Raw genomic sequence first — 25,677 nt, forward strand, 5'->3', positions numbered from 1 at the left:
GACGGGACCGTCTCACGGTACGAGCCCGGCGGGTTCCGACCGACGGTATCCACCGAGTTCACAGCACACGCACGACGGCCGCGGGGACGCGGCGGACGAGGAGCACATGATGGCCGGCACGCTGGCAGAGAAGGTCTGGGAGGCGCACCTGGTGCGCCGTGGCAGCGACGGGGCGCCGGACCTCCTCTACATCGACCTGCACCTCGTGCACGAGGTGACGAGCCCGCAGGCGTTCGAGGGGCTGCGCCTGGCCGGGCGTCCCGTCCGCCGTCCCGATCTCACGATCGCGACCGAGGACCACAACACGCCGACGCTCGACATCGACCTGCCGATCGCGGACCTCACCAGCCGCACGCAGATCGACACGCTGCGCAACAACGCCAAGGAGTTCGGCGTCCGCATCCACTCGCTGGGTGATGCGGACCAGGGCATCGTCCACCAGGTGGGCCCGCAGCTCGGCCTGACGATGCCCGGGCTCACCGTGGTGTGCGGCGACTCGCACACCTCGACGCACGGCGCGTTCGGCGCGCTGGCCTTCGGCATCGGCACGTCCGAGGTCGAGCACGTGCTCGCCACCCAGACCCTGCCGCTGGCCCCGTTCAAGACGATGGCCATCACGGTGAACGGCGAGCTGCCCCCGGGCGCCACCAGCAAGGACATCATCCTGGCGATCATCGCCAAGATCGGCACCGGCGGCGGTCAGGGCTACGTGCTCGAGTACCGCGGCGAGGCCATCCGCAAGCTCTCGATGGAGGCGCGGATGACCATCTGCAACATGTCCATCGAGGCCGGCGCCCGTGCCGGCATGATCGCGCCCGACGAGACGACGTTCGAGTACCTCCAGGGTCGTCCGCACGCGCCCGAGGGCGAGGACTGGGACGCCGCGGTCGAGTACTGGAAGACGCTGCGCAGCGACGACGACGCCGAGTTCGACGCCGAGGTCGTGCTGGAGGCGGCGGACCTCGAGCCGTTCGTCACGTGGGGCACCAACCCCGGGCAGGGCCTGCCCCTGTCGGCGTCCGTCCCGGTGCCGTCCGAGATCGCCGACGCGGGCGACCGCGTCGCCGCCGAGCGCGCGCTGGAGTACATGGGCCTCGAGGGCGGCACCCCGCTGCGCGACATCAAGGTCGACACCGTCTTCATCGGCTCGTGCACCAACGGCCGCATCGAGGACCTGCGGTCGGTGGCCAAGGTGCTCCAGGGCCGGCAGAAGGCCGACGACGTGCGCGTGCTCGTCGTGCCCGCCTCGGCGCGCGTGCGCCTGCAGGCGGAGGCCGAGGGCCTCGACGTGATCTTCAAGGAGTTCGGCGCCGAGTGGCGCAACGCCGGCTGCTCCATGTGTCTCGGCATGAACCCCGACCAGCTCGCGCCGGGCGAGCGCGCCGCGTCGACGTCGAACCGCAACTTCGAGGGCCGCCAGGGCAAGGGCGGGCGCACGCACCTCGTGTCGCCGCTGGTCGCGGCCGCGACCGCCGTCCGCGGCACGCTGTCGTCGGTCGCCGACCTCGAGTTCGAGGGCGACGTCGACCTCACGACGTTCGACGGCACCCCGCTGGCGCCGCTGTCCGCGCCGTCCTTCGTCTGACCCCACCCCGTCGCAGAAGATCGTCCAGGAGTTCGTCATGGAGAAGTTCACCACCCACACGGGCGTCGGGGTGCCGCTGCGCCGCAGCAACGTCGACACCGACCAGATCATCCCCGCCGTCTACCTCAAGCGCGTGACCCGCACGGGCTTCGAGGACGCGCTGTTCGCCGCGTGGCGCGGCGACCCGTCGTTCGTCCTCAACCAGGACGCCTACAAGACGGGCTCCGTGCTCGTCGCGGGACCCGACTTCGGCACCGGCTCGTCCCGCGAGCACGCCGTCTGGGCGCTCAAGGACTACGGCTTCCGGGTCGTCCTCGCGCCCCGGTTCGCGGACATCTTCCGCGGCAACTCGGGCAAGCAGGGCCTCGTGGCCGGCGTCGTCGCGCAGGAGGACATCGAGATCCTCTGGAAGATCCTCGAGACGAAGCCGGGCACCGAGGTGACCGTGGACCTCGAGGCGCGCACCGCGCACGCCGACGACGTCACCGTCCCGTTCCAGATCGACGACTACACCCGCTGGCGCCTCATGGAGGGCCTCGACGACATCGGCCTCACGCTGCAGCACGAGGACGACATCAAGGCGTTCGAGGCGCAGCGCGCGGCCTGGCGCCCCAGGACGCTGCCGGCCAAGCACCTGCCGAGCGTCCCGATCGAGCCGGCGCGCCCGGTCGGCTGACCCGCTCGACCTGTCCACGTCAGGGCCCGTCCATCCTCAGAGGGTGGGCGGGCCCTGACGCACCCGCTCGAGCAGGCGCTCGGGCGTCGCCTCCGCCGGGTCCCACCAGGAGTCGACGAACCATGTCGCGCCGGCGTCGGCGAACGCGCGGGCCTGGTCGCGCGCCTCGTCCCTGTCGGACGAGAGCAGACCGGATGCGACGACGTCGAACGGGCCGGCGTCGGGCCCGCGCTGCTCGGCGATCCACGCGGTGAGCTCGCGGACCGCGTCGGGCCCGGCCTCCGCCTCCTCGGGCGTCGCGCCGCGCGCCTGCACGACGATCCCATCCCAGCGCAGCGTGCGCTGCAGGTTCTTCAGCGGCGGGTTCGTCGCGTCCCAGACGCCGACCGGCCAGACCGGGATGCGGCCGTGGACCGGGGGAGCGGCGAACCGGAACGGGCCGGTGCTCACCTGCGCGCCGTCGGCCTCGAACTCCTCGCCCGACCAGGACGTGCGCACCCACTCGAGCGTCTCGTCGAGGCGCTGGGCGCGCTCGCGCAGCGCCGTCGGCTGGCCGGGCACGGACGTGAAGCCGCGGTCGTCGAGCACGCCGACGCCCGCCGGGAGCACCAGGCGACCGCCCGAGAGGTGGTCGACCGTCAGCGCGCGCTGCGCCAGCTCCCACGCCCGGTGCCGCGGCACCGCGAAGACCATCGCGCCGAGCGTGATGCGCTCCGTCACGGCCGCCGCGCCCGCGAGGACGGCGAACGGGTCCCAGGCGGTGAGGGCGTCGCCGCCCCAGTCGCCCATGCTCATCCCGTCCCAGCTGAAGAAGCCGTCCCAGCCGTGCTCCTCGCACTCGCGCGCGAGCGCGACGTTCTGCTGCGGGGTGCCGAAGCTGCCGACGAAACCGAACCTCATGCGCGTCTCCTCCGTCATCGTGGGCGTCGTCCCGGGCGTCGTCCTGGACGTCGTCGTCGCGGGATCCCGACCGACGCTACGCGCGCCGTCCGACACGGCCAGGGGACGCCGGGAACGTAGGGTGTGCGGGTGCCTGACGAGAGCGAGAAGCCCCTGGTCGAGATGTGGACCGACGGTGCCTGCAAGGGCAACCCCGGCATCGGGGGCTGGGGTGCGCTGCTGCGGTCGGGAGAGCACACCAAGGAGCTCTACGGCGGCGAGACCGTCACGACGAACAACCGCATGGAGCTCACCGCCGTCGTCGAGGCCCTGCGGGCGCTCAAGCGGCCCAGCACCGTGGTGATCCACGTCGACTCGTCGTACGTGATGAACGGCATGCGCACCTGGATCGCGGGCTGGAAGAGCAACGGCTGGACCACCGCGGCCAAGAAGCCCGTGAAGAACGTGGACCTGTGGCAGGCGCTCGACGCCGAGGTCACCAAGCACGACGTGCGCTGGGTGTGGGTCAAGGGGCACGCCGGCGACCCGGGGAACGAGCGGGCCGACGAGCTCGCGAACCTGGGCGTCGACTCCGTGCGGTAGGTGCGACGGACGTCACGCCGCAACCGGTGGCGCGCGCGAATAGGCTGGACCCATGGCTTCCCACTACGACGTCGTCCTCCTCGGGGCTGGCCCCGGCGGCTATGTCGCCGCGATCCGTGCGGCACAGCTCGGCAAGTCCGTCGCCATCATCGAGGAGAAGTACTGGGGTGGTGTCTGCCTCAACGTGGGCTGCATCCCCTCCAAGGCGCTGCTGCGCAACGCGGAGCTCGCGCACATCTTCAACCACCAGGCCGACTTCTTCGGCATGTCCGGTGACGTGACGTTCGACTTCGGCAAGGCGTTCGACCGGTCCCGCGAGGTCGCGGACGGCCGTACCAAGGGCGTCCACTTCCTCATGAAGAAGAACAAGATCACCGAGTTCGACGGCCGCGGCACGTTCCGCGACGCGAACACGATCGAGGTCGCGCTGAACAAGGGCGGCACCGAGACGGTCACGTTCGACAACGCGATCATCGCCACCGGCTCGCAGGTCAAGCTGCTCCCGGGCGTCGAGCTGTCCGAGAACGTCGTGACCTACGAGAAGCAGATCATGACGCGCGAGCTGCCGAAGTCGATCGCCATCGTCGGCGCCGGCGCCATCGGCATGGAGTTCGCGTACGTCCTCAAGAACTACGGCGTGGACGTCACGATCATCGAGTTCCTCGACCGTGCCCTGCCGAACGAGGACGCGGACGTCTCCAAGGAGATCGCCAAGCAGTACAAGAAGCTCGGCATCACGCTCCTCACCTCGACCGCCGTCCAGACGATCAAGGACAACGGCTCGTCGGTGACCGTCTCCTACAAGGGCGTCAAGGACGACAAGCCCGGCGAGATCGTCGTCGACAAGGTCCTGTCCGCCGTCGGCTTCGCGCCGAACGTGGAGGGCTTCGGCCTCGAGAACACCGGCGTCCAGCTCACCGAGCGCGGCGCCATCGCCATCGACGACCACATGCGCACCAACGTGCCGCACATCTACGCCATCGGCGACGTCACCGCCAAGCTCATGCTGGCGCACGTCGCGGAGGCGCAGGGCGTCGTCGCCGCCGAGACCATCGCCGGCGCCGAGACCCAGACCCTCGGCGACTACCGCATGATGCCGCGCGCCACGTTCTGCTCCCCGCAGGTCGCGTCGTTCGGACTCACCGAGCAGCAGGCCAAGGACGAAGGCTACGACGTCAAGGTCGCCTCCTTCCCGTTCATGGCCAACGGCAAGGCCCACGGCCTCGGCGACCCCACCGGCTTCGTCAAGATCGTCGCCGACGCCAAGTACAACGAGCTGCTCGGCGCCCACATGATCGGCCCGGACGTCTCCGAGCTGCTGCCCGAGCTCACCCTCGCGCAGAAGTGGGACCTCACCGCCGACGAGGTCGCGCGCAACGTGCACACGCACCCGACGCTGTCCGAGGCGATCCAGGAGTCCATCCACGGCATCGTGGGGCACATGATCAACTTCTGACGGCCGCTCGTCCTACGACCGTCGGTCATACGAGGCCCGAACCCGCGGAGTCCCGCGGGTTCGGGCCTTACCTTTCTCCAGCAGGTGCGCAGGGTGATCTTCGGCCTCGGGAGTCGCGGCCAGCACGTCGGCGTACGAGCCTGGACGGCAGGTACGGGACCCGACAGAGAAGAAGGAGCCCCATGGACGTTCCGCATTACGTCGCCGACCGGATCCGCGCGGCGGTTCCCGAAGGTGCGAACGTGGTGCCGGGTTCGACGCCGGTCGTCGCATTCGGCGACGCGTCGACAGCGCGGGTCGCGACAGTCGGTTTGAACCCGAGCAGGATCGAGTTCGAGGTCAAGGGTGTCTGGCTCGACGGCGACCAGCGCCGCCTCGCGACGCACCGTTCGCTCGGGGTGGAAACTCTGGAGGACGCGTCCGATCACACTGTCGCCCAAGTCCTGGCGGACTGCTACGCCTACTTCGACACGGGGCGAAATCCGTACTGGCGGTGGTTCCGGCCGCTCGACAGGTTGCTCGAGGCCTCTCTCGGCGCGACGTACGAGCGGCGGATCGCATGCCACCTCGACCTGGTGCAGTGGGCGACCGACCCAGTCTGGGGGGAGCTGCGTGCACCTGTCCGCAAGGAACTGATCGAGCAGGACCGGGAGTTCCTCCGCCAGCAGCTCGCCAGCGAGAGCATCGGCCTAGTCCTGGCGAACGGCGGGAGAGTCATTGACGAGCTTCGCCGAAGCGGGGTCGACATGGAGACACACGGAGTCGTGGCCGATTCGAAGGGCCGCACAACCCAGATCCAGGTGGGGCACGTCGGCGAGGTCATCTACGTGGGATGGCGGGTGAACCTGCAGAGCTCACCTGGTGTGTCCCTCGAGCTTCGCGACACCATCTCCGCGCGCGTGGGGGACTTGGCGTCCCAGGGCGGATTCACCCTGAAGTCGACTTCCACACCGCGCCTCGGGGAACGCGACTGATGCCCTGTTGGTGCAGGCTTGTTGTCATGGCGTGAGACGAGCGCCTTGGGGCGGAGCTCCTGCTGGCATCGGCGGTCTCGCGCGCTGCCGCAGTCCGGAGCCAACTACTCATCTTCAGGATCGGGTCCGCGTGGTTGCCGAGATGGTCGAGCAGGTTATTGGCGTTCTTCGTCGGTCTTTGCGCTTGTACTCGTGGAGCCTCGGCTTCCGGTCGAGCCAGTACATGCTCCACTGGCCGGTTGTGGTGTTATCGCGCAGTCGGGCGGGATCGGGCCCAGTCGCCCTGACTCGCCCAGGGTGGGCGGGCTTGGATGACGAGCGGGGCCGGCGGCACGCGCAAGAACCGCCTGCCCTGCGACATGATGTCGACGACGGGCCACGTCGGGAGGAGCGATGGTGCCTTCCGCGGGTGACGGGCCGCCGACACCGGCGCGTCCGCGTCTCGGGATGCCGCCCTGGGTGACGGTGGCTGCGCTGGGCATCGTCGCGCTCACCGTCGTCGCCGCCGTCGTGAGGCCGGGCGTGACCGACCCGCCACCACAGGCGTGCCCGGCGATCGGCTACTCCAGCGTCCTCACGGTGACGCTCGAGGGAGACACGTCGGACGTGGCCGTCCTCCAGGTGCGCGACGGCGAGCAGTGGCAGCCCCCATATCCGCCGGACGCGGAGGTGCCCGCGATCCCGACGACGCACGACGGCGGCACGTGGACCTTCACGCTCTTCTCTCCGCCGAACCAGATCGCGCTCCGTGCGCTGGACGACGACGGGGACGTGCTCGCGCGGACCGAGGTCGACGTCGGCTGGGTGCGGGTCGGTGGAACGCCCGAGTGCGGCGGCCCGACCGAGGCTGAGGCCACCTGGGTGCTCTGACGGCTCACGCGCCGGACGCCGGGGCCCCCGACGCCGGGGCGCGCTCAGGAGATCACGCGGACCCGCACCTGCTTCTGCCCGCCGACGACGCGGGTCAGGACGTCGGACGTGCGTGTCCGCTCGTAGGCGGTCTTGCCGCCGCCGATGTCGAGGTTCATCCTCATCTCGTCGTTGCGGAGGTTGCCCTGCAGGAGCTTCTGGACCGAGGTGAACGACGTCGGGCCGGAGAACTCGTCCTGGAAGGAGTTGCCGCCCACGACGGTGACCACGCCCGTCTGGCCCTTGAGGCGCTGGGGGATCGAGAATTCCTCGCGGAAGACGGACCGCGTGATGCCGTCGGAGCCGACGAGCTGGGTCCGCAGCACGAGGGTCTTGCCGGCCCGGACCTTCGCGGTCTTGCCGGTGACGTCGACCCACTTGCCGCCCGTCCGCTGCTGGATCTTCACCACCCTGTATCGACGCCCGTTGTCGCCCACCTTGACGTCGTTGGCCACTCCGGTGAGCTTGACGTTCGAGATGGACGAGAGCGTGGCCACGACGGTCGCGAGGTCGAAGGCGCCCGTGGAGCCGACGTCGGCGGCCGCCTGGTAACGGTCGGCGTACCGCAAGGTGAACGGGCTGCCGCTGCGGGTGCCCGTGATCGTCCAGGCGTGGGTCTCCGACCCGCCGATGATGCCGTCCACGACACGGTCGTGGTTCGCGACACCGGCGAGGAGGGTGACGTCGCCGAGGGCGGACCGGTCCAGCACCTGCGTCGTGCCGGTGCGCGACCTGGAGTGGTAGGTCACCTTCGACCTGACGGGCGTCGCGGTGGGAGTCGCGCCGAAGGTGCCGGCGATCCCGGCGAGCCGGTCGTCGGTGACGGTCCCGCCGAGGTCGCCGAGGTTCGCCACCTTGAACGGCACGCCCAGCGGGTCCTCCTGGACGTAGACCGCGTCGGCGGCCGCCAGCCCGAGGCGGGTCGGGCCCGTGAAGGACAGCGGGTGCCCGAACGCGACCACCCGGTTTCCGCAGACCGACGTCGCGGTACCGATACCGGCGAGCGTGATGTCCCCGTGCGAGAGCACCGCGGCGACGTTGCCCCCGGCGGTCACGGTGTCGATGCCTGCGGCCGCGGTGCCGCTCGACCGGCCGATGCGGTAGGAGTCTGCCGTCACCAGCTCGCTGCCGCCCGCGGCCTTGACCGCCTTGCGGGCGCGCGCCGGGTCGATCCCGCCGACCCCCATCGGCATCGGCAGCTGCTGCAGGCCCTGGGAGGCCTCGGCCCGCGTCACGTCGGTCTCTGCCGCGATCCGCGTCGCCAGGCGGGTTCCCACCGCCACCTCGGGGGCTGCCTTGGCGGCGCCGAGGTAGCCCTGCATGTCCTCGTACGGCGTGATGCCCGCCACGGGCGAGCTCCCGAAGGCGAGCCCGTATGCGACCGCGCCGATCAGCCGCCCGTCCTCCGCGTAGACCGGCGACCCCGACATGCCCTGCCAGATGCCGCCCGCCGCGTCGATGGCCGGCGAGTGCAGCTCGGCGACGATCATGTCCAGGTCGGGGCCGATGCCGTCCGCCAGCACGCCGAGCACCTCGCCTGTGAACGGCTGCGGCGTGGTGCCCTTGCTCACCGTCAGCCCGTTGACCGGCGCCCCGCTCGCCACCTCGGCGACGGGGAACGGTGCCGCGCAGTCGGGGGTGGGGGCCGCCGTCGCCGACGGGCCGACCGCCACCAGCCCGGCCAGGACCAGCGCGCCGGCGGTGCCGGACGCCGTCAGCCCGGCCGCGCGACGGCCTGCTCCGGATCCGGGGAGCCGCCGCCGACGGCGTGCCGCAAGGTGACCTTCCATGGGGGGAGTGGGCGTCGTCGCCCGGCCGTCCCCTGCGGCAGATTTCGACATGGCCACAGCATCCTCGACCGCGCGGTCCGGCGTTCCGGTGGACACGGGTGAAATCGCGGGGCCCGCTCCCTTCGTGGCGCCCGCAAGAGCGGCTCGTCACGCGACATGATGACGACGAGGGGCCGCGTCAGGAGGGGGAGCAGTGCCGACCACGAGTGAGAGGCCGCCACGGGAGCGCACGCGCCGCCTGCGCCTGCCGCTCGGGGTGGCGGTGGCGGCGCTCGGCATCATCGCGCTCACCGTCGTCGCCGCCGTCGTGGGTCCGCGCGTGTCGACTCCGCAGCAGGCATGCCCGGCGATCGGCTACTCCAGCCTGCTCGAGGTGACGCTCGAGGGGGACACGTCCCAGGTGGCCGTCGTCCAGGTGTGCGACGGCGACCAGTGGCAGCCGCCGTACCCGCCGGACGCACAGGTGCCCGTGATCCCGACGTCGCACGACGGCGACACGTGGACCTTCACGCTCTTCTCCTCACCGCGCTCGATCACGCTGCGTGCGCTGAACGACGACGGCGACGTGCTCGCGCGGACGGAGGTCGACGTCGGCTGGGTGCGCGTCGGCGGGACGGCCGAGTGCGGGGGACCGATGGAAGCACACGCAGACTGGACGATGTGACCGCTAGGGAAGAGGTCTGGCCCTCGTCGTTCGGGGCCTCACAGGTATTGAGGAAAGACAGCCGCAAACCTCTCCGCCATCGTGACGAGCCACTGAGCGAGCTGCGGGGCCTGATCGGGGTCGCGGAAGTCCCCTACGCCCCGTGCGATGACCTTGCTCGCTTTCTTCGTCGGGAGTTCCAGCCACTCGAGTGGTGAACCCACGGCCTCCTCGATCTCGCCCCTGCGGGCATACAGTCCGGCGAAGAGCTTCTTGTCGTGCACGATGTACAGCTCGCAGTCAGCAGTCGGGGCCCGCGAGCTCACCGTCAGACTGATGTGCGCGCGTCCTGAACCGATGCTCACGTCCATCCAATAGCGCGGTGGCGCCTTGGGCCAGGACTGCACGAGGGTGCTGTTGGCCTCGCCGAGGTCGCGGACGAGCGCGAAGAAGCGTTGCTGCTGAGCGCTCAGGTCACTGTTCGCTGCAGCACCGACCGCCTGGCCATTGGCTCGCCAGCCACCCTGGTCGATGTCGAGCCCGACGAGGGCCGCCAGCTCCGTGGCAGCGATGAACTGGTCTGCGGAGGCCCGACCCGCGTCATCGAATGTCACGCCCTCAGATTTGAGGTACTCGATGGGGTCGTCCTTCCGCTCTGGCTCGTACCACCGGAAGCCAGGCGAGATGGTTCCCCCGGCCTGGAGGACTCGCCATGCGTTGGCCATCGGATGCGCACTAATGATGGCAGCGACGGGCTGAGGGTAGGTCCCCGCAACGATGGCGACCTCGCCGTAGGTGGTCCACCTGCCTGCCGGGATCTCCGCGACGATCGACGCAACCGTCGCCCTCGTGGTGGATGGTTCGGCTGCCGCGGCACCGACGACGGTCTCGTCCGGGCCGGGCCAGAGTTCGATGATCTTCTCCGCAAGAGCCGCGCTGCGCGCCAGGATCTCCTTCTGGCCCCACGTGGTGTGGGCCACAACCTCGCGGTTCAGCCGCAAGCCACTCTGAGCGAGCATCTGTCGCTTGGCCTCGAAGCCCTTGTTGCTGAGTTCGCTGTTGTATCCACTGAGGGTCAGATTGCCCAACGTGTGAACGATGCGTTCGTGCTCGTAGGTGATGTCGGAATCACCGGGGAGCCCCGCCGCGAAATCGTCCCGGACAGCCTCGGTGAGCGTCTGGGGCAGGACATGTTCGATCGTGAGCCTGGTCGGATCAATCGGCTCCTTGGAGCCGTACGACTCCTCGATCCACTGGAGGATGAGCTTCTTTTGTGCTGCCCGTCCCTGCCAGTAGAACGGGACCGTGGCGGCTGCCTCTCGAACCTGCCGGTCAGTGGCGAAGTACTTGCGACCTCGGGAGAGGTAGTCACGAAGAGCAGCGTCGACCGGTTGGTCGCCCGAGATCGCACCGACCGCCTGCAGGAGGGTGCGGTTGAGACTGGCCGTCGCCCGCCCGATGACGATACGGCGCACGAAATATGACTCGAGGTAGGTCAGGGCGCGGGCCACCTGCTCTGCGGTCGCTGTCCCCGTATCGCGCCGGTCGAGGAGTCGCATCACGACCGGGTACGCCGTCGTCGAACCCCAGGCCTTGATCCTGTGAAGACGCCGGCGAATCTCGGCGTCCTCCTCACGCAAGGGATCCAGGATGGTCGCGAGCACCTCGCCGAGCTTGGCGATACGGACGACCTCGTCTTCGATCCCCTGGGCCGTCCTCAGCTTTTCGAGCCGCTTCTGCTGGCCGACGTACGTGTCGGACTGCTTGGCACGTTCGTCGGTCTGGACGAGGTCCAGCCAGAAGAGGAGCTCCAGGTTGTCGGCGCTGAGCTTCTTCTCCAGCGGCAGCCACACGTTCTCGTAGACGAGGTCTGCCTTCTCACCGAGCCGCATGAACAGGTAGTTCTTGAGGAGGTCGGATTGGTTGAGCTGCAGACCGGTGTTGTTCAGCGACTCGAAGATGCGATGAGCGTTGTCACCGGGCTCTGCCGTGACGACAACGACGGCGAGGCCGCGGACGATCGCGTTCTCGATCTCTTCGAGGTCGTGGGGATCCTCCGGGTCATCGGCTGCCGCGATCTTGGCCCGGAAGTGGTTGTACGCCTCGCCCACCGCGTCGCCTCCACCGGCCTCCGGCGAAGCGTGCACCACGGCGAGATAGGAGGGGCGGTCAGCCTGTGTCGGAAGGACCTTTGACGGCTTGCCCTTGTCATACACATTGGCGAGATATTGCGCGTGCACGCCGTCAGCGCGCTCTCGGGCACCAGTCTCGATGAGATGGTCGCGGAGCGCCGCAAGGAGCAAGGTGAGTGTGGTCAACCGCTGCTGACCGTCGACGACGAGGAGCTTCGCGACGCCGACGACGGCGAAGTCCGGGCTGGCGGCGAGGACCAGCGACCCGATGAAGTGCGTCGCGGACGGGTCGGAGCGTCGCGCCTGAGCCAGCTCGACGATGTCGTTCCAGAGCTGGTCGAGCTGCTTCTTCCCCCACGCATACGTGCGTTGATACAGGGGGACCTGATACTGCTTCTTGCCCTCCAGCACTCCCGCGAAGTTCGTCTCCGTCGCCTTGACCACGCATGCCTCCGCGTTCTCAACAAGCCAGCCCTGGCGTGCACCGTATCGCTCGATCACAGGTCGCGTCTGTGCCGAGAGAGTCTCTGTGGCATCTGGCGGGCCCGTATGGTCTCCGCCTCCGTCCGACCGATCCCGAAGACTCTTTAGCGGCTAGGCAAGGGTACGTGTCACGTGCTCGAGCCAGCGGCTCACGGTGGCCAGCTCGTCGTCCGTGAAGCCGTCGGAAAGACGGTCGTTCAGCTCGGCGAGCGCGGTGCGGACGTCGTCCAGCGCCGCGGTCCCGGTGGGTGTGAGGTCCAGGCGGACGGTGCGGCGGTCGTCGGGGTCGGCACGACGTCGCACGAGGTCGGCGCGCTCCATGCGTGCGAGCAGTCCGCTGGCGCCGGCGGGGGAGGCCTGCAGTGCGGCGGTCACCTCGCCGATCGACGCGCCGGGGTGGTCGGCCAGGTGCAGCAGCACGCCGGCCGCGGGGGCGCCGAACCCCTGGCCACCGTTCCCGGCAGTGTGCGCGCCGCCGCGCCGCGCGATCCAGCGGCGCAGCTGGCGCTCCGCCGCGGTGGTGAGGAACACCAGCCGCGGCGGGCGGCGCGTCATCGTCGCGGCTTCCTGGCGCGGAAGCGGACGTTCCCGTCCTCCTGCGCCGGCGCAGCCTCGGCGCGGGCGTCGAGCCAGGCGAGGAGCTCGGGCCACAGCGTGTCGCGCAAGCCGCGGCGGAAGAAGCCCAGGTGCCCGATCGTCTCGACGCCACCGTCGGCGGGGCTCCACGTGCGGCGCTCGACCTGGGCGGCCGTCAGATGGTCGGTGATGGCATCGATCTGCGCGGGCGTGGCCCACGGGTCGTCGGTGAACCCGACGGCGAGGACGTCGCCCCTGACGCGCGCGGCGTCCGCGCCGGCGTGCATGGTGGGGTCGTCGAAGAAGTAGTGCGGCATGGTCGTCCAGCGGCTCCACTCGAGCATCGCGGCGGCGGTCATGTCCTCCCCGAGGCCCATGCGGCGGCCGGGGACGTAGCCCAGCAGCCGGGCTGTCGTGGGGCCGAGCACCCGCAGGATCAGCCGGACGCGCGCCCGCTCGGCGCGGTCGGGGATCGTCGATGTCGCGGCGACGTGCGACGCGACCGTGACGAACCCCGCCAGGCCTCGCGAGCCGTTCCCCAGCGCCAGGGCGTGCCCGCCGATGCTGTGCCCGATCGCCAGCTGCGGCACGTCGCCGAACCGCGGGCGAGCCCACGCCGCGACCGCGGGGACGTCGTCGGACATCCAGTCCCGCATGCGCAGGCCGCGATGCTCGCGCGGGCTGCCTGACCGGCCCGTGCCGCGGTAGTCGTACGTGACGGCCACGTAGCCGTTGGTAGCGAGGAACTCCGCGAACCCCGTGTACAGGCGCTCGGGCACCGCCGTCGCGGGGTGGATCACCACGACGCCGCGGGGCGGCTCGTCCGTCGGCTTCCGCACCGTGCCGACGACCCAGCCTCCCGCCGGGATCTGGATCCGCAGCTCCTCGGGCTCCACCGTCGCTGCGTCGTCACTTCGCATGCGAAGTACCTTAGCGGTCTGCAGACGGATGTCGGACCTTCGCGACGAACGGGATACTCCTGCGGGTGGACCTGCACCGGCTCTGGGACAGGGGTCTCTTGGCTGTGCACGAGTCGAGCCTCGAGGTCTTGCTTGCACCGAAACTCGCGACCGCCGACTACGGGGCGGCGCTGGGCGGCACCACGATGCGGCGCCCGGAGGACCCGGCCAAGTTCCCGTCCACAGCCGCACTCGAGCAGCAGCGCAGATGGGCCGGACTCTGAGGTTGCTCCCGTGACAACGAGCGCGAGCTACCCACAGCGCCTGCGCCGATCGCTTACGGTCGAGTCGTGACCGAGCGCTGGACGAGCACGGACGCGGGCAGGCACCTTGCAGGGCGGGTGAAAACTTCCACCGCGCCAGAGGTAGCCCTGCGGCGCGCGCTCCACGCCGCTGGGTTCCGGTTCCGGCTGCACCCGTCCATCGAGAAGGGGTGCACGCCGGACCTTGTGCTGCCCAGGCACGGCATCGCCGTGTTCGTCGACGGGTGCTTCTGGCACGGGTGCCCAGAGCACGGACGCCGCACGGCCTGGACCGGCCCGAACGCGGATCTGTGGGCGCAGAAGATGGAGCGGAACCGTCAGCGTGACGAGCGGTCGACCAGGCTGGCGCGGGACGCGGGCTGGATCGCCGTGCGCACGTGGGAGCACGAAGTCGTCCAGGACGTCGGTGCGGTGGTTGCGAGGATCGCCGCAGCGTCAACGGTGGGCATCATTCACCCGCGCGGTACGCCAGACCGGGACGAATAACACCATGCGGTCGGTAGCCTGCGGATATGTCCCGGACCAGTAGTTCCACCGCCTTCGACGCCTTCCGCATGGCCCTTGCCACCGACCCGGGCCTGCGCGGCGAGTTAGAGAGGGCTCTCGACCTCAACGTGAACCGGGTGAATCCATCGGACCCGGGCGGACGTTTCATCTCCGGCGGTGCGGTCGAGTGGATCCTCGCGGCGGCGGCGTACAAGGCGGGCGTCATTTCGATCCCCGGCGGGCACTCGGCGAAGGGGTTCGACCTGCGCGACCTGCTCGCCCAGGCGCGAGGCCTGTGGTCGGTCAAGAACCAGACGAGCGCAAACCGCAGCGAGTACCGGCTCACCAACGGGCTGGGCGGCGCGGGCAACGGCTTTACCGAGCCGACGGTGTTTCTGTCCCCGCACCTGCCCGGCGTCGTCTTCGTCGACCCGGCTGCCCACCCGGACACTGTGGCGAACGCCCGCAAGAAGCCGGATGCCTGGGTCATCGGCTTCCGGCACATCGCCCAGCACGCGCAGGACCACCCCGAATGCGTCGCCGCCTGCCGCCTGCCGGTAAACCCCGGCACCGGTACGCACGATCCGGGCATGGACTATACGCAGGAGCTCCTCGCCCCTGAGCACTTCCCGCGCCTGTCGACGCTGTTCCGTGAGGCCAAGCCTGCCTCCGGCTCGATCGTCACCGAACTGAAGGACCTGGTTGCGCTGAAGGAGTCCGGCGCGATCAGCGAGGACCAGTTCACGGCGCTCGTGACCAGCCTCACCAAAGGCTGACGGCGTGGAACTCCAGCAGATCGTCGAGCGGTACGCGGAGGCGATCCAGCATGTCGACGCCACCACGCAGGCGGTCGGGCAGAACCGCCGCACCGGCAGCGCGTACCTGCCCGGGTTCAAGACGCTCGACGAGGAGCCCGCGATGCGGGCGATCGACGATGCGTGGGAGCATCTGCACCCGGGCGAGCGTCGGGTCCACCGCCTGTCAGTCAAGTACCCGACCACGGCGGTACCTGCGACGACGAAGCTCGACCATGTGCTCACCACCGACGGCGCCGGGAAGGCCGAGGAAGAGTGGGGGATCGAGGTGAAGCGGCTGCAGTTCGTCGGCGACAACGGAGGCAACGGCGACCACGAGACTCAGAAGGTCCTGTCGCCGTATCTGAAGGACCGTGGGTTGCTCCACGACGCGCTGCGGCTGCGCGAGTATGGCTTCACCCGCCGTGTGGCTGTCGTCGCGTGGTCCTTCGACTATGACGCCACGACCCTGGCCCATGCGAGATACCTGCACACCGCTCCCGACGCGGTGGCCCGAATCGACAGGATCCAGCGGCTCGTGGACCGCAACGGGCCGCTGCATACCCGTCCGCTGATCGAGTTCGCCGACGCGATCCTCGGGCTGCGAAGCTTCCTGAAGGGACCCCGCGCTCAGGCTGGCTTCGACGCGTGGCGCCACCCTGCCGGTGGCAAGGGCGTCGTCTTCGGGTGGGAAATCCGTCGTCCCGACCGGGAGCCGGGCTACGACCCCCGGCATCCCTGGTAGGCGCGCAGTCCGTCCCGGTCAGCGGGCGGCGGTCACGTCTGCCGCCCTCGCCTGCCCGCGGAGCACGGCCTCCCGGATCTTCGTGCGGAGGTCGCCGCCGGTCTCGGCCATGGTCTTGCGGACAGCGTCGAGCACCCGCTGCCCGCGCACGTCATTCTCCAGTAGCCACGCGTCCCGTTCCACCTGGGCTGCCAGGGCCTGCGCCACGACGCCGGTGTTGACGCCGTTGCCTAGTTGCTTCCAGGTGGCGGCGTCCTTCTGGCCCGCCCAGGAGAACTCGTCGGGCAGCCCCTGGAGGCGTGCGCCTTCGACGACAGATAGGCGTCGCTCGAGTGGCCCGATGATCGGGGTCTGGGAGATCGCGACCAGGGCCGGCAGGTGCGTCAGCCGCTTGACCCGCAGGCCGGAGGGCCGAAGGGAGATGACGCACTCGCGCACCGACGTCTCCCACTGGGCCTGCCACTCGAACTTCTGCCGCGACTCGGGGAACTGGCGGGTGGTTCCGAGCCACCGCGCGGTCCAGTCCTTGTCGAATGCACGCATGCGGTCGTACATCTCGTAGTTCTTGGTTAGGTGACTGACCTTCCACGCCATTCCCGCCGCTTGCTTGAGTGCGCGCTGGCGCTCGTTCTCGTCAGCCGTCCACACGTTCGCCCAGATCGGAAACCCGGGGAGCTCCTTGGCCTCGCGGCCGTCACGGTCAGCCTCGTGCACGAGCATCGCCCGGGCCTTTTTGACCCACTCGTCCCAGTGGTCGATCCAGCGCCACTCGTCGGCGGACACGCGAGTCCCGGGGACGTCGTCACTGTCGATGAGCGGGAGGTCCGTCATCAGGTCCCACGCGCGGTCCATCCGCAGTTTGTCGAGCGAGATCGGCTCGACGTCCTCGAACGGATCCGGCAAGTTGCCTGTGCTCTTGGCCTCGCGCTGGCGGTATGTCTGGCTCGGCTCCTCAGGACGGATGCGCGTCGCTGCGATGAACACCCGGTCGCGGGTCTGAGGGTGCCCGCCATGCTCGGGCGCGATGCCGGCGGGGGAGAAGACAGCCGCCTTGTGGCTGACGCGGTAGCCCGCTTGGCGCAGCGACTTGATGATCACCTCCCACTCGTGGACGTGGCGGGGGCCCGCGAGGTTGCGCACGTTTTCCAGGAGGACGAGCGTGGGGCGGCGGTCCTCGACGATCCGCATGATGTCGAAGAAGAGCGTCCCCCTGGCCTCGTCCATGCCCTTCTGCGCGCCGGACTTGCTGAACGGTTGGCACGGGAACCCGGCGACGAGCACGTCATGATCCGGGACGTCGACCTCCTCACCCGCGGTGTCGAGCGTGATGTCGCCCCGGTCGTTTGAGCCGAGCGCGCTCTTGCCCCAGTTGGCCTCGTAGACCTTGCGGGCCGCGGGGTCGATCTCGACCGCGTAGGCGCACTCGCCGCCCATCGCGTCGAGCACCGCGTGGAATCCACCGATCCCTGCGAACAGGTCGATGTACTTGAAGGCCGGGGTGGGGGCGGCGTCGGTCATGAGGGAAGCTTAGCTCGTGCCTCAGACATTTCCTCCACCGACGACGCGGCCTGTGGATGAAGCGGGCAACATACTGCCTGGCCGTGTTCGTGTCGTGGTCGATGAGGGGCCAGACCGGTGCTGAACGTCACTCCACGAGCACCTCCCGGTTGCTCACGGGCTCGATCGTTACCAGCCCATGCCACCCGAAGCCCTTCGCCGCGAACCCTGGCCTCGGTGTCGAGCCATCCGATATCGAGAAGGGCACTCACTCGGCATCGTGCCGCAGGACGGGGCCGAATGGGGTCTCCTAGTCGTAGTCCTCCCCGGTCACTTGGGCGACCTTCGATCCCCGGTACGGGTCCGACGTGTCGGCCAGGGGGTCAGACCCGCACGAAGTCGTCACCAGTCAAGCGGCCTCGGCGAGGCCGACGACGGTTCCGGGTATCGGCTCGGGCGCGGACTGCGGCATGTGAGGGGCGCTCCCAGACGGCTGGAGACCAACCTGGTCAACTTCATCATCCGCAACACCCCGGCCGCCATCGAGCCGGTCACGCTGCGCCCGACGACGCTGTCCGGGCTGGGCGACAACGCCGTCGTCGAGCACAACGTCAACGTCTACGACGTGCTCATCGCGCTCGAGGGGATCGACATCACGGCGCCCGAGCGCCTGGACTTCGCCCAGCTCGACGTGCCTGAACTCGACCCCGAACGACGCCGTCGCCGGCTCTTGAGCTTCGACATCCAGACGGCCCTGTGCCTGATGAACATCCCGTTCTGCATCGCGCTGAGCCTCGAGGAGTTCCGTCGCGCGATCCACTCGCTGCGCTTCGACGACTCCTTCCTGAGCATCCTCGCCGTCCTGACCGACGACGAGACGTTCGAGCACTGGAAGATGGGCGCCCTGAGCCTGTGGATGGACACGAACGTGGACGTCCCGCAGCTCGTCTACCGGCACCCGCTGGTGTGCGAGTACGCCCACGCCCATCTGGTCTCGATCGCGCGGCAGCGAGACGAGGGGGAGTAGGGAGGGCGTGCTCCCGGGCGCGTTGCTAGCGTCGCCGCATGTTCGACGGCTTCCGGCTGGACCGGGTGGACCTGCCCGAGGTGACGCTGCGGGTGCGGCACGGGGGCACGGGCACGCCGGTGGTACTGCTGCACGGGCATCCGCGGACCCACACGACGTGGCACGCCGTCGCGCCGCTGCTCGCGGACGACCACACGGTCGTGTGCCCCGACCTCCGCGGCTACGGGAGGTCGACCCTGCCGCCCGACGCGCCCGACCACGCGCAGTCCAGCAAGCGCGCGATGGCGCGGGACGTCGTCGACCTGATGTCCGCCCTGGGTCACGACCGCTTCGCCGTGGTGGGCCACGACCGCGGCTCGCTGGTCGCGTTCCGCACCGCCATGGACCACCCGGAGCGGGTCACGCACCTCGTCGTCATGGACGGGCTGCCCGTCGTCGAGCACCTCGAACGCACCGACGCGCGGTTCGCCCGCGCCTGGTGGCACTGGTGGTTCCTCGCCCAGGACGAGAAGCCCGCCGAACGCGTCATCACCGCCGACCCCGACGCCTGGTACCGCACGCCCCCGCCCGAGGTCATCGGGCCCGGCAACCACGCCGACGTCTGGGCCGCGCTGCGGGACCCCGCCGTCGTGCACGGGATGTGCGAGGACTACCGCGCGGGGCTCGGCATCGACCGACGCCACGACGAGGACGACCGCGCCGCCGGGCGCCGGGTGGGGTGCCCGACGCTCCTGCTCGAGTCGACCGGGGACGACCTCGACATCCGCGGCGACCCGGCCGCCATCTGGGAGCCCTGGCTGGAGCTGCCGCTACGGCACCGCCTGATCCCGTCCGGCCACCACCAGGCCGAGGAGGCGCCGGCCGAGGTGGCCGCCGCCCTGCGGGAGTTCCTCGAGGGCACCGGCGCTCCTGCCGTCTGACAGCGGCGTCGGCGCCGGCCGGGCGCGACGTCGAGATGGCAGGTCTCCGCGTAGGGATGGCGATCAGGTCCGGCGGAGCCAGCCCATGACGACGTCGACGGCGCGGTCGGCGGACCGGTCGACGTCGACCACCACGCCGGTCTCGTCGGCGCGCAGCGGCTCGAGCGTGGCGAGCTGCGAGTCGAGGAGCGCCGGCGGCATGAAGTGGTCCGCTCGCGCGGCGATCCGCCGCGCGAGCAGGTCGCGGTCGCCGTGCAGGTGGACGAACGCGACGTCGCCTCCCGCGCCGGCCCGGAGCGTGTCGCGGTACGACCGCCGCAGGGCCGAGCAGGCCACGACCGTCGGTGCGCCGTCGTCGCCGTCGCGGAGCACCTCCGCGACACGGGCGAGCCAGGGACGACGGTCGTCGTCGGTCAGGGGAGTCCCGGCCGACATCTTCGCGACGTTCGACGGCGGGTGCAGGTCGTCGGCGTCCACGAACTGCAGGCCCAGGCGGGCGGCGAGCAGGCCGCCCACCGTCGACTTGCCGCACCCCGCCACCCCCATGACGACGACGCCGCGCACGTCGCCCCTGGTCGCCACGGCCACGTCAGTAGCCCGCGGCGTGGTCGACGACGCCCTCGAGCGCCTGGCCCGCGACGAAGCGGCCGAGGTTCTCCTCGACCCGCGCGCGCAGCAGCGGCGCGACCATCTCCGCGGTGTCCGCGGTGTGCGGGGTGATCAAAGCGGTCGGCAGGTCCCACAGCGGGTGGCCGTCGGGCAGGGGCTCCGGGTCGGTGACGTCGACCGCGGTTCCGCCCAGGTGGCCGGAGGCCAGCGCGGCCACGAGGGCGTCGGTGTCGACCAGCCCACCGCGCGCGATGTTCACCAGCACGGCGCCGGGCCTCATGGCGGCCAGCTCGGCGTCCCCGAGCAGCGCGCGCGTCTGCGTCGTGAGCGCCGCGGCCACCACGACGACGTCGGCGCGGGCGAGCTCGGCCTCGAGATGGTCCGTGGTGACGGTCCGCTCGGCGCCGTCCACCGGTTCCGCCCGACGGCGGACCACGACGTTGCGCGTGCCGAACGGCGCGAGCAGGTCGAGGAACGTCCGGGCGATGCCGCCGGCACCGAGCACGAGCACGTCGGCCCCGAACAGCGACGTGCCGGCCGACTCGCCCCAGGACCGGGCGCGGGCGCGCTCCGGCAGGTGCCGCAGCAGTGCCAGGGTTAGCGCGAGGGCGTGCTCCGCCACGGGGCGCGAGAACGCGCCCTTGGCGGACGTCCACGTGACGCCGTCCGCGGCGAAGAACCCGCCCTCCGCATAGGCGTCGACCCCGGCTGACGGCAACTGGACCCAGCGAGTGCCGGGCGCGGACGTCAGTGCCTCCCGCAGGTCGGCGAGGTCGCCGCCGAACCAGAGCAGTCCCTCCGTCTCCGGGCCCGGCGCGACCAGGCGCGCACCGGCCCGGGCGACGGCGTCCGGCAGCCAGCCGGGCCGCGGGTCCGGGCCCGCGACGCTGACGCCGGGGCCCGACGTCGTGCCGCTCACGCCGCGACCCGGGCGGCGCCGTCCGCGGCCTGCGCGCGGGCGCCGCCCACGACCTCGACCGACCAGCCCACCGCGAGCGACGACTCGACGATCACGTCGTCGCCGTCGCGCCGGACGGTGAACGCGACGGCCTCGCCGCCGACGCCGTCGACCTCGACGGTCCGCGACCAGCCGTCGGCGCCGGGGTGCACGAGGAGGGTCAGGCCGTCGAGGTGGTCGGCGTCGGGACGCTCCTCGTGGGCGCTCAGCGGGATGACACCGCCGGGGCGCACGTAGACGGGCAGCGAGTCGAAGCCGTGGTTCTCCCGCACCCAGCGGCCGCCGGCGACGCGCTCGCCCGTGAGGAGCCCGGCCCACTCGCCGTCGGGCAGGTAGAGGTCGACGTCGCCCTCCGCGTTGAACACCGGCGCCACGAGGAGGTCCGACCCGAGCATGTACTGGCGGTCCAGGTGGTGCACCGCCGGGTCGTGCGGGAACTCCAGCAGCATGGGCCGCATCATCGGCGTGCCCGACCGGTGGGCCTCGTGCCCGGCGGCGACGAGGTACGGCGCGAGCCGGTTCTTGAACCGCGCGAACTTCCTGGTCACGGCCACGGCGCTAGTCGGGTCGGACTCGTCCTCGCCGAACATCCACGGCACGCGGTACGACCCGCTGCCGTGCATGCGGCTGTGGCTGGAGAACAGGCCGAACGCCGTCCAGCGCTTGAACACCCCGGCGTCCGGGGTCATCTCGAAGCCGCCGATGTCGTGGCTCCAGTAGCCGAAACCGCTGTACGCGAGCGACAGGCCGCCGCGCAGCGACTCGGCCATCGACACGTACGACGCGGTGGAGTCGCCGCCCCAGTGCACCGGGAACTGCTGCCCGCCCGCGGTGGCCGACCGCGCGAACAGCACGGCCTCGCCCGCGCCGCGCTCCTCGGCGAGCACCTCGTGCACCGCCTCGTTGTAGAGGTGGGTGTAGTAGTTGTGCATCCGCTCCGGGTCGGAGCCGTCGAAGTACTCGACGTCCACCGGGATGCGCTCGCCGAAGTCCGTCTTGAAGGCGTCGACACCCTGGCGCACCAGGACGCGCAGCTTGTCCTTGTACCAGGAGGCCGCGTCCGGGTTCGTGAAGTCGACGAGCCCCATGCCGCCCTGCCAGCGGTCCCACTGCCACACCGACCCGTCACGACGCTTCACCAGGTAGCCGGCAGCCATGCCCTCGTCGAAGAGGGGGGACTGCTGGGCGATGTACGGGTTGATCCAGACGCATACCCGCAGGTCGCGGTCGTGCAACCGGGCCAGCATGCCCTCGGGGTCAGGGAAGGTCCGCTCGTCCCACTCGAAGTCGCACCAGTTGAACTCGCGCATCCAGAAGCAGTCGAAGTGGAACAGGCTCAGCGGGATGTCCCGCTCCGCCATCCCGTCGATGAACGAGTTGACCGTGGCCTCGTCGTAGTCGGTGGTGAAGCTCGTGGACAGCCACAGTCCGTAGCTCCAGGCCGGGATCTCGGCGGGGCGGCCCGTGAGGGCGGTGTAGCGCTCGAGGATCGTCTTCGGGTCGGGGCCGTAGACGACGAAGTAGTCGAGCGCCTCGCCGAGCACCGAGAACTGCACCCGCTCGACGGCCTCGGAGCCCACCTCGAACGAGACGTGCCCGGGGTCGTTGACGAACACGCCGTACCCGCCGGTGGTGAGGTAGAACGGCACGTTCTTGTACGCCTGCTCGCTGGAAGTGCCGCCGTCGTAGTTCCAGATGTCGACGGTCTGGCCGTTCTTCACCACCGGGCCGAAGCGCTCGCCCAGGCCGTACACGAGCTCGCCGACGCCGAGGTCGAGCTGGTCGAACACGTAGCTGGTGCGTCCCTCGCGGCGCAGCTCGATCGGGCCGTGGTCCACCGAGGCGTCGGGCGCGACGTCGGCCCATGCGACCGACTTGCCGCTCGACCCGGTGAGGCGGCGGCCCGCGGCATGGAACGACAGCTCCCAGGTCTTGCCGGCCGACAGCCGCACGCTGAGGTCGCCGGTGGTCAGCGTGCCCTCGCCGTCGACGACCTTCGCGTCGCCGGTCCCGTCCACGAGGTCCAGGTCGAAGCGGCGAGGCTCCGGCCGCCCCTTGTGGTGCACGTGCTGCACGCGCACGACGTTCTCCATCGGCGACGACACCGTCGTGGTGATGACCGGGTTGTTCAGGGTGTCGCCGCGGTGCCGCACGACCTTGGTCGGCGCGACCGAGCGCAGGCGCGCGCCCTCGGCGGCGACCCGGTCCACCTCGCGGGCGTAGTGGATCGCGACGCCGGGGCGGGCATGCCAGAAACCGTCGGTGAACTTCATGGGGGTGGGCCTTCCGTGGTGCGGGTGGTGCGGTGCCCGCCGGCGGGCGTCAGCGGGCGTCGGCGGTGGAGCCGACGAGCTGGAGCGAGCCGGGCAGGAGGTCGTGGGTGGGGGCGGCGGACGGGTCGCCCAGGCGGTCGACGAGGCCGTGCACGCTGCGGGTGCCGAGCTCGGCACCGGGCGCGACGACGGCGCTCACCGCCGGGTCCGCCGTCGCGAGGTCCGCGGCGGACGTCGCGAGCGCGAGGACCGAGACGTCGTCCGGGACGGCCCGGCCGGCCGCGACGAGCCCGTTCACGAACCCCGACAGCGCCGCCTCGTTGAGGACGAGGACGGCCGTGACGTCGGGGTGGTCGGCGGCCAGGGCGGTGGCGGCCTGTCGGCCCGAGCGCGGGTCCTGGCCACCGCGGACGACGAGCGGGTCGAGCCCTCGACGCGCCGCCTCGGCCAGGTATGCCTGCTCGGTGCGGACGACCGGCCCGTACCCCGACCACGCGGGGCCGGAGGGCCCGCCCGGTTCGCCGAGGAACAGGGCTACCCGGCGGTGGCCCAGCTCGGTGAGGTGGTCGAGCCCGGTGGCGACCATGCCGGCGAAGTCCATGTCGACGTACGACAGTCCGGTCGTGTCCTCGGTGCGGCCGATCAGCCCGAAGGGCACCTCCCGCTCGGTCAGCAGCGCGACGCGCGGGTCGTCGGCGGTGACCTCCATGAGCAGGACGCCGTCGACCAGGCCGCCGGACAGGTAGTCGTCGAGCTGCGCGACGTCGTCCACCGGCCAGAGCACGACGTTGAAGCCCCGCTCCGTGGCGGCGCTCGCGGCGGCGGTGACGATGCTCAGCGCGGTGCTGCCGAGGCGGTGCTGCAGGGCGGGGAAGACGAGCGCCACGATGTGGCTGCGGCGGCTCGCGAGGGCTCGGGCGAGCACGTTGCGGCGGTACCCGAGGTCGGCCATCGCGTCTTCGACGCGGGTGCGCGTCGCCGGCGCCACGCGTTTGGTCCCGTTGACGACGAACGAGACCGTCGTCAGGGAGACGCCGGCCCGGTCGGCCACGTCCTGCATGGTCACCAACGGGCACTCCTCGGGTCGGGAACAGGCTTGGGAACGGTCTTGCGGATCGATGATCACACAGCCGGACGAGATTGGTAAAGCGCTTTGACAGTCTCGCCGGGTCGTGCCTAACCTCGCCGTCACGTGAACCGAGCGAAGGAGCTACGACTGTGCGACGAACCCACACCGCCGTCGGTGCGGCGTCGGCCGCCGCCGTCGTCCTGGGCCTGTCCGCCTGCAGCGGCGGTGCCCGTGCGGACGAGGACACCCTGGTCGTGACCGACACGCTGTCCGACACCAGCGCGCCGGTGTACCAGGAGATCTACGACGCGTGCGCGGCCGAGGTCGGCATGAAGGTGCAGGCCAACCACGTGGCGGGCTCCGGGCTCATCGCGACCGTGCTGCAGCAGGCGTCGTCCGACACGCTCCCCGACGTCCTCATGCTCGACAACCCCGACGTGCAGCAGATCGCGTCGTCCGGCGCACTGAGCCCGCTGACCGACTACGGCATCACCGGCGAGGGATTCCCGCGGGGTGTCGTCGACGCGGGCACCTACGACGGCGACCTGTACGGCATCGCGCCCGTCGTCAACACGGTCGGCCTGTTCTACGACGTCGACGCGCTCGCGGAGGCGGGGATCGAGCCGCCCACCACCTGGGACGAGCTCCGTGCGGCCGCCGAGGCACTGACCGCCGACGGACGCTACGGCCTCGCGTTCAGCGCGGCCAACACGTTCGAGGGCACCTGGCAGTTCCTGCCGTACCTGTGGAGCAACGGGGCGGACGAGGACGATCTCACGTCGCCCGAGGCGGTCGAGGCGCTCTCCTTCGTCAACGGCCTCGTCCAGGACGGGTACGCGTCGTCGAGCGTCGTCAACTGGTCGCAGAACGACGTCAACGACCAGTTCATCGCGGGCAAGGCCGCCATGATGGTCAACGGCCCGTGGAACATGCCCGCGCTCGAGGCGGCCGAGGGGCTCCACTACGCCGCCGTGCCGCTGCCGGTCCCGGAGGCGGGGGACACGCTCGAGGCGCCGCTCGGCGGCGAGGCGTTCACCGTCCCGCGCACCGGGAACCCCGACAAGATGGCGAAGGCCGGCGACTTCGTCGCCTGCGTGACTCGCGGCGAGCACCAGCTCGCCATGGCCACCGGCCGCGGCGCCGTCCCGTCGGACACCGAGGTCGCCGCCGAGGCGGCCGCGGAGAACCCGGTCGTCGCGACGTTCGTCGACACCGTGCAGACCGCCCGGTCGCGCACCGCCCTGCTCGGGCCGGACTGGCCCGGCGCCGCCACCCAGATCTACACCGCCCAGCAGCTCGCGCTGACCGGGAGCGAGTCTCCCGCGGAAGCCCTCGAGCGGGCGACGGAGCACTGATGCGCACGCCCACGCC

23 protein-coding genes and 1 pseudogene are annotated in these 25,677 nt (G+C 70.7%); 14 read left to right on the forward strand and 10 right to left on the reverse strand.

Annotated elements, in window-relative coordinates; genetic code table 11:
- Positions 1-109: 109 nt before the first annotated feature.
- Together leuC and leuD are read left to right on the forward strand one after the other, a co-directional pair.
- Complete coding sequence (gene leuC, locus ACQP60_RS10230; protein ID WP_429731671.1) at positions 110-1,585, forward strand: 3-isopropylmalate dehydratase large subunit; 1,476 nt, start codon at positions 110-112, stop codon at positions 1,583-1,585.
- A gap of 37 nt (positions 1,586-1,622) precedes the next feature.
- A complete protein-coding gene (gene leuD / locus ACQP60_RS10235) occupies positions 1,623-2,261 on the forward strand; it encodes a 3-isopropylmalate dehydratase small subunit (RefSeq protein ID WP_429731674.1) in 639 nt (212 codons plus the stop codon).
- A gap of 36 nt (positions 2,262-2,297) precedes the next feature.
- Here the strand turns inward: leuD and ACQP60_RS10240 are convergent, their stop codons facing one another.
- Positions 2,298-3,161 carry an LLM class flavin-dependent oxidoreductase gene (locus tag ACQP60_RS10240; RefSeq protein ID WP_429731677.1) on the reverse strand — a complete coding sequence of 288 codons (864 nt, stop codon included), beginning with the start codon at positions 3,159-3,161 and terminating at the stop codon, positions 2,298-2,300.
- A gap of 129 nt (positions 3,162-3,290) precedes the next feature.
- Between ACQP60_RS10240 and rnhA the strand changes: the two genes are divergently transcribed.
- The 4 genes from rnhA (at position 3,291) to ACQP60_RS10260 (ending at position 7,043) form a co-directional block, all read left to right on the forward strand.
- On the forward strand, positions 3,291-3,743 hold the full coding sequence (gene rnhA, locus ACQP60_RS10245; RefSeq protein ID WP_429731680.1) for a ribonuclease HI: 453 nt from the start codon (positions 3,291-3,293) through the stop codon (positions 3,741-3,743).
- Positions 3,744-3,795: 52 nt separating this feature from the next.
- Positions 3,796-5,199, forward strand: a complete 1,404-nt coding sequence (lpdA, locus tag ACQP60_RS10250) for a dihydrolipoyl dehydrogenase (protein ID WP_429731683.1) — start codon at positions 3,796-3,798, stop codon at positions 5,197-5,199.
- Between the two features lie 182 nt (positions 5,200-5,381).
- Positions 5,382-6,173, forward strand: coding sequence for a hypothetical protein (locus ACQP60_RS10255; RefSeq protein ID WP_429731687.1), 792 nt, complete (start codon positions 5,382-5,384; stop codon positions 6,171-6,173).
- A 459-nt stretch (positions 6,174-6,632) separates the two neighbouring features.
- Positions 6,633-7,043, forward strand: a complete 411-nt coding sequence (locus ACQP60_RS10260) for a hypothetical protein (RefSeq protein ID WP_429731690.1) — start codon at positions 6,633-6,635, stop codon at positions 7,041-7,043.
- 44 nt (positions 7,044-7,087) lie between these two features.
- Here the strand turns inward: ACQP60_RS10260 and ACQP60_RS10265 are convergent, their stop codons facing one another.
- On the reverse strand, positions 7,088-8,872 hold the full coding sequence (locus ACQP60_RS10265; RefSeq protein WP_429731693.1) for a SpoIVB peptidase S55 domain-containing protein: 1,785 nt from the start codon (positions 8,870-8,872) through the stop codon (positions 7,088-7,090).
- A 193-nt stretch (positions 8,873-9,065) separates the two neighbouring features.
- Here ACQP60_RS10265 and ACQP60_RS10270 point away from each other — a divergent pair, with 193 nt between their 5' ends.
- Positions 9,066-9,536, forward strand: coding sequence for a hypothetical protein (locus ACQP60_RS10270; RefSeq protein WP_429731696.1), 471 nt, complete (start codon positions 9,066-9,068; stop codon positions 9,534-9,536).
- A gap of 38 nt (positions 9,537-9,574) precedes the next feature.
- On the opposite strand, the gene ACQP60_RS10275 is transcribed toward ACQP60_RS10270, so the two are convergent.
- From ACQP60_RS10275 to ACQP60_RS10285, 3 genes are all read right to left on the reverse strand, one after another.
- Complete coding sequence (locus ACQP60_RS10275) at positions 9,575-12,148, reverse strand: DUF4268 domain-containing protein (protein WP_429731699.1); 2,574 nt, start codon at positions 12,146-12,148, stop codon at positions 9,575-9,577.
- A gap of 93 nt (positions 12,149-12,241) precedes the next feature.
- A complete protein-coding gene (locus ACQP60_RS10280) occupies positions 12,242-12,685 on the reverse strand; it encodes a MarR family winged helix-turn-helix transcriptional regulator (protein WP_429731702.1) in 444 nt (147 codons plus the stop codon).
- Positions 12,682-13,626, reverse strand: coding sequence for an alpha/beta hydrolase family protein (locus ACQP60_RS10285; RefSeq protein ID WP_429731705.1), 945 nt, complete (start codon positions 13,624-13,626; stop codon positions 12,682-12,684). The genes ACQP60_RS10280 and ACQP60_RS10285 overlap by 4 nt, the downstream gene beginning before the upstream one ends.
- Before the next feature lie 47 nt (positions 13,627-13,673).
- Between ACQP60_RS10285 and ACQP60_RS10290 the strand changes: the two are divergent.
- The 4 genes and pseudogenes from ACQP60_RS10290 to ACQP60_RS10305 all read left to right on the forward strand — a co-directional run.
- Positions 13,674-13,889 (forward strand): annotated as a pseudogene (locus ACQP60_RS10290) (HNH endonuclease); the annotation flags it as partial.
- A gap of 66 nt (positions 13,890-13,955) precedes the next feature.
- Positions 13,956-14,414 (forward strand): very short patch repair endonuclease, encoded by a 459-nt coding sequence (locus ACQP60_RS10295; RefSeq protein WP_429731708.1) that lies wholly within the window; start codon positions 13,956-13,958, stop codon positions 14,412-14,414.
- Between the two features lie 26 nt (positions 14,415-14,440).
- Complete coding sequence (locus tag ACQP60_RS10300; protein ID WP_429731711.1) at positions 14,441-15,190, forward strand: hypothetical protein; 750 nt, start codon at positions 14,441-14,443, stop codon at positions 15,188-15,190.
- 4 nt (positions 15,191-15,194) lie between these two features.
- A complete protein-coding gene (locus tag ACQP60_RS10305) occupies positions 15,195-15,953 on the forward strand; it encodes a hypothetical protein (RefSeq protein ID WP_429731714.1) in 759 nt (252 codons plus the stop codon).
- Positions 15,954-15,971: 18 nt separating this feature from the next.
- Here the strand turns inward: ACQP60_RS10305 and dcm are convergent, their stop codons facing one another.
- On the reverse strand, positions 15,972-17,471 hold the full coding sequence (gene dcm / locus ACQP60_RS10310) for a DNA (cytosine-5-)-methyltransferase (RefSeq protein WP_429731717.1): 1,500 nt from the start codon (positions 17,469-17,471) through the stop codon (positions 15,972-15,974).
- Between the two features lie 451 nt (positions 17,472-17,922).
- Between dcm and ACQP60_RS10315 the strand changes: the two genes are divergently transcribed.
- Both ACQP60_RS10315 and ACQP60_RS10320 read left to right on the forward strand, forming a co-directional pair.
- Positions 17,923-18,477: a DUF6999 family protein gene (locus tag ACQP60_RS10315; RefSeq protein ID WP_429731720.1), complete on the forward strand. Its 555-nt coding sequence runs from the start codon at positions 17,923-17,925 to the stop codon at positions 18,475-18,477.
- A gap of 38 nt (positions 18,478-18,515) precedes the next feature.
- Positions 18,516-19,397 (forward strand): alpha/beta hydrolase, encoded by an 882-nt coding sequence (locus ACQP60_RS10320; RefSeq protein WP_429731723.1) that lies wholly within the window; start codon positions 18,516-18,518, stop codon positions 19,395-19,397.
- A 63-nt stretch (positions 19,398-19,460) separates the two neighbouring features.
- Here ACQP60_RS10320 and ACQP60_RS10325 read toward each other — a convergent pair whose 3' ends face one another.
- From ACQP60_RS10325 to ACQP60_RS10340, 4 genes are read right to left on the reverse strand one after another with little or no spacing between them, the layout of a single operon-like run.
- Positions 19,461-19,979, reverse strand: a complete 519-nt coding sequence (locus ACQP60_RS10325; RefSeq protein WP_429731725.1) for a gluconokinase — start codon at positions 19,977-19,979, stop codon at positions 19,461-19,463.
- A gap of 7 nt (positions 19,980-19,986) precedes the next feature.
- Positions 19,987-20,925, reverse strand: coding sequence for an NAD(P)-dependent oxidoreductase (locus ACQP60_RS10330; protein ID WP_429731728.1), 939 nt, complete (start codon positions 20,923-20,925; stop codon positions 19,987-19,989).
- Positions 20,922-23,237: an alpha-xylosidase gene (yicI, locus tag ACQP60_RS10335; protein WP_429731731.1), complete on the reverse strand. Its 2,316-nt coding sequence runs from the start codon at positions 23,235-23,237 to the stop codon at positions 20,922-20,924. The genes ACQP60_RS10330 and yicI overlap by 4 nt, the downstream gene beginning before the upstream one ends.
- A 49-nt stretch (positions 23,238-23,286) precedes the next feature.
- Positions 23,287-24,297, reverse strand: a complete 1,011-nt coding sequence (locus ACQP60_RS10340) for a LacI family DNA-binding transcriptional regulator (RefSeq protein WP_429732709.1) — start codon at positions 24,295-24,297, stop codon at positions 23,287-23,289.
- 158 nt (positions 24,298-24,455) lie between these two features.
- Here ACQP60_RS10340 and ACQP60_RS10345 point away from each other — a divergent pair, with 158 nt between their 5' ends.
- On the forward strand, positions 24,456-25,661 hold the full coding sequence (locus ACQP60_RS10345; RefSeq protein WP_429731734.1) for a sugar ABC transporter substrate-binding protein: 1,206 nt from the start codon (positions 24,456-24,458) through the stop codon (positions 25,659-25,661).
- Positions 25,662-25,677 lie beyond the last annotated feature (16 nt).

This window comes from Isoptericola variabilis, from assembly GCF_050311655.1.
In the GTDB taxonomy this organism is placed as follows: Bacteria; Actinomycetota; Actinomycetes; order Actinomycetales; family Cellulomonadaceae; genus Isoptericola; species Isoptericola variabilis.

Coding starts and splice junctions, on each gene's coding strand:
- leuC (WP_429731671.1), top strand. CDS start 110: ATGGCCGGCACGCTGGCAGAGAAGGTCTGGGAGGCGCACCTGGTGCGC.
- leuD (WP_429731674.1), top strand. CDS start 1,623: ATGGAGAAGTTCACCACCCACACGGGCGTCGGGGTGCCGCTGCGCCGC.
- ACQP60_RS10240 (WP_429731677.1), bottom strand. CDS start 3,161: ATGAGGTTCGGTTTCGTCGGCAGCTTCGGCACCCCGCAGCAGAACGTC.
- lpdA (WP_429731683.1), top strand. CDS start 3,796: ATGGCTTCCCACTACGACGTCGTCCTCCTCGGGGCTGGCCCCGGCGGC.
- ACQP60_RS10255 (WP_429731687.1), top strand. CDS start 5,382: ATGGACGTTCCGCATTACGTCGCCGACCGGATCCGCGCGGCGGTTCCC.
- ACQP60_RS10265 (WP_429731693.1), bottom strand. CDS start 8,872: ATGGAAGGTCACCTTGCGGCACGCCGTCGGCGGCGGCTCCCCGGATCC.
- ACQP60_RS10280 (WP_429731702.1), bottom strand. CDS start 12,685: ATGACGCGCCGCCCGCCGCGGCTGGTGTTCCTCACCACCGCGGCGGAG.
- ACQP60_RS10285 (WP_429731705.1), bottom strand. CDS start 13,626: ATGCGAAGTGACGACGCAGCGACGGTGGAGCCCGAGGAGCTGCGGATC.
- ACQP60_RS10300 (WP_429731711.1), top strand. CDS start 14,441: ATGTCCCGGACCAGTAGTTCCACCGCCTTCGACGCCTTCCGCATGGCC.
- dcm (WP_429731717.1), bottom strand. CDS start 17,471: ATGACCGACGCCGCCCCCACCCCGGCCTTCAAGTACATCGACCTGTTC.
- ACQP60_RS10320 (WP_429731723.1), top strand. CDS start 18,516: ATGTTCGACGGCTTCCGGCTGGACCGGGTGGACCTGCCCGAGGTGACG.
- yicI (WP_429731731.1), bottom strand. CDS start 23,237: ATGAAGTTCACCGACGGTTTCTGGCATGCCCGCCCCGGCGTCGCGATC.
- ACQP60_RS10340 (WP_429732709.1), bottom strand. CDS start 24,297: ATGCAGGACGTGGCCGACCGGGCCGGCGTCTCCCTGACGACGGTCTCG.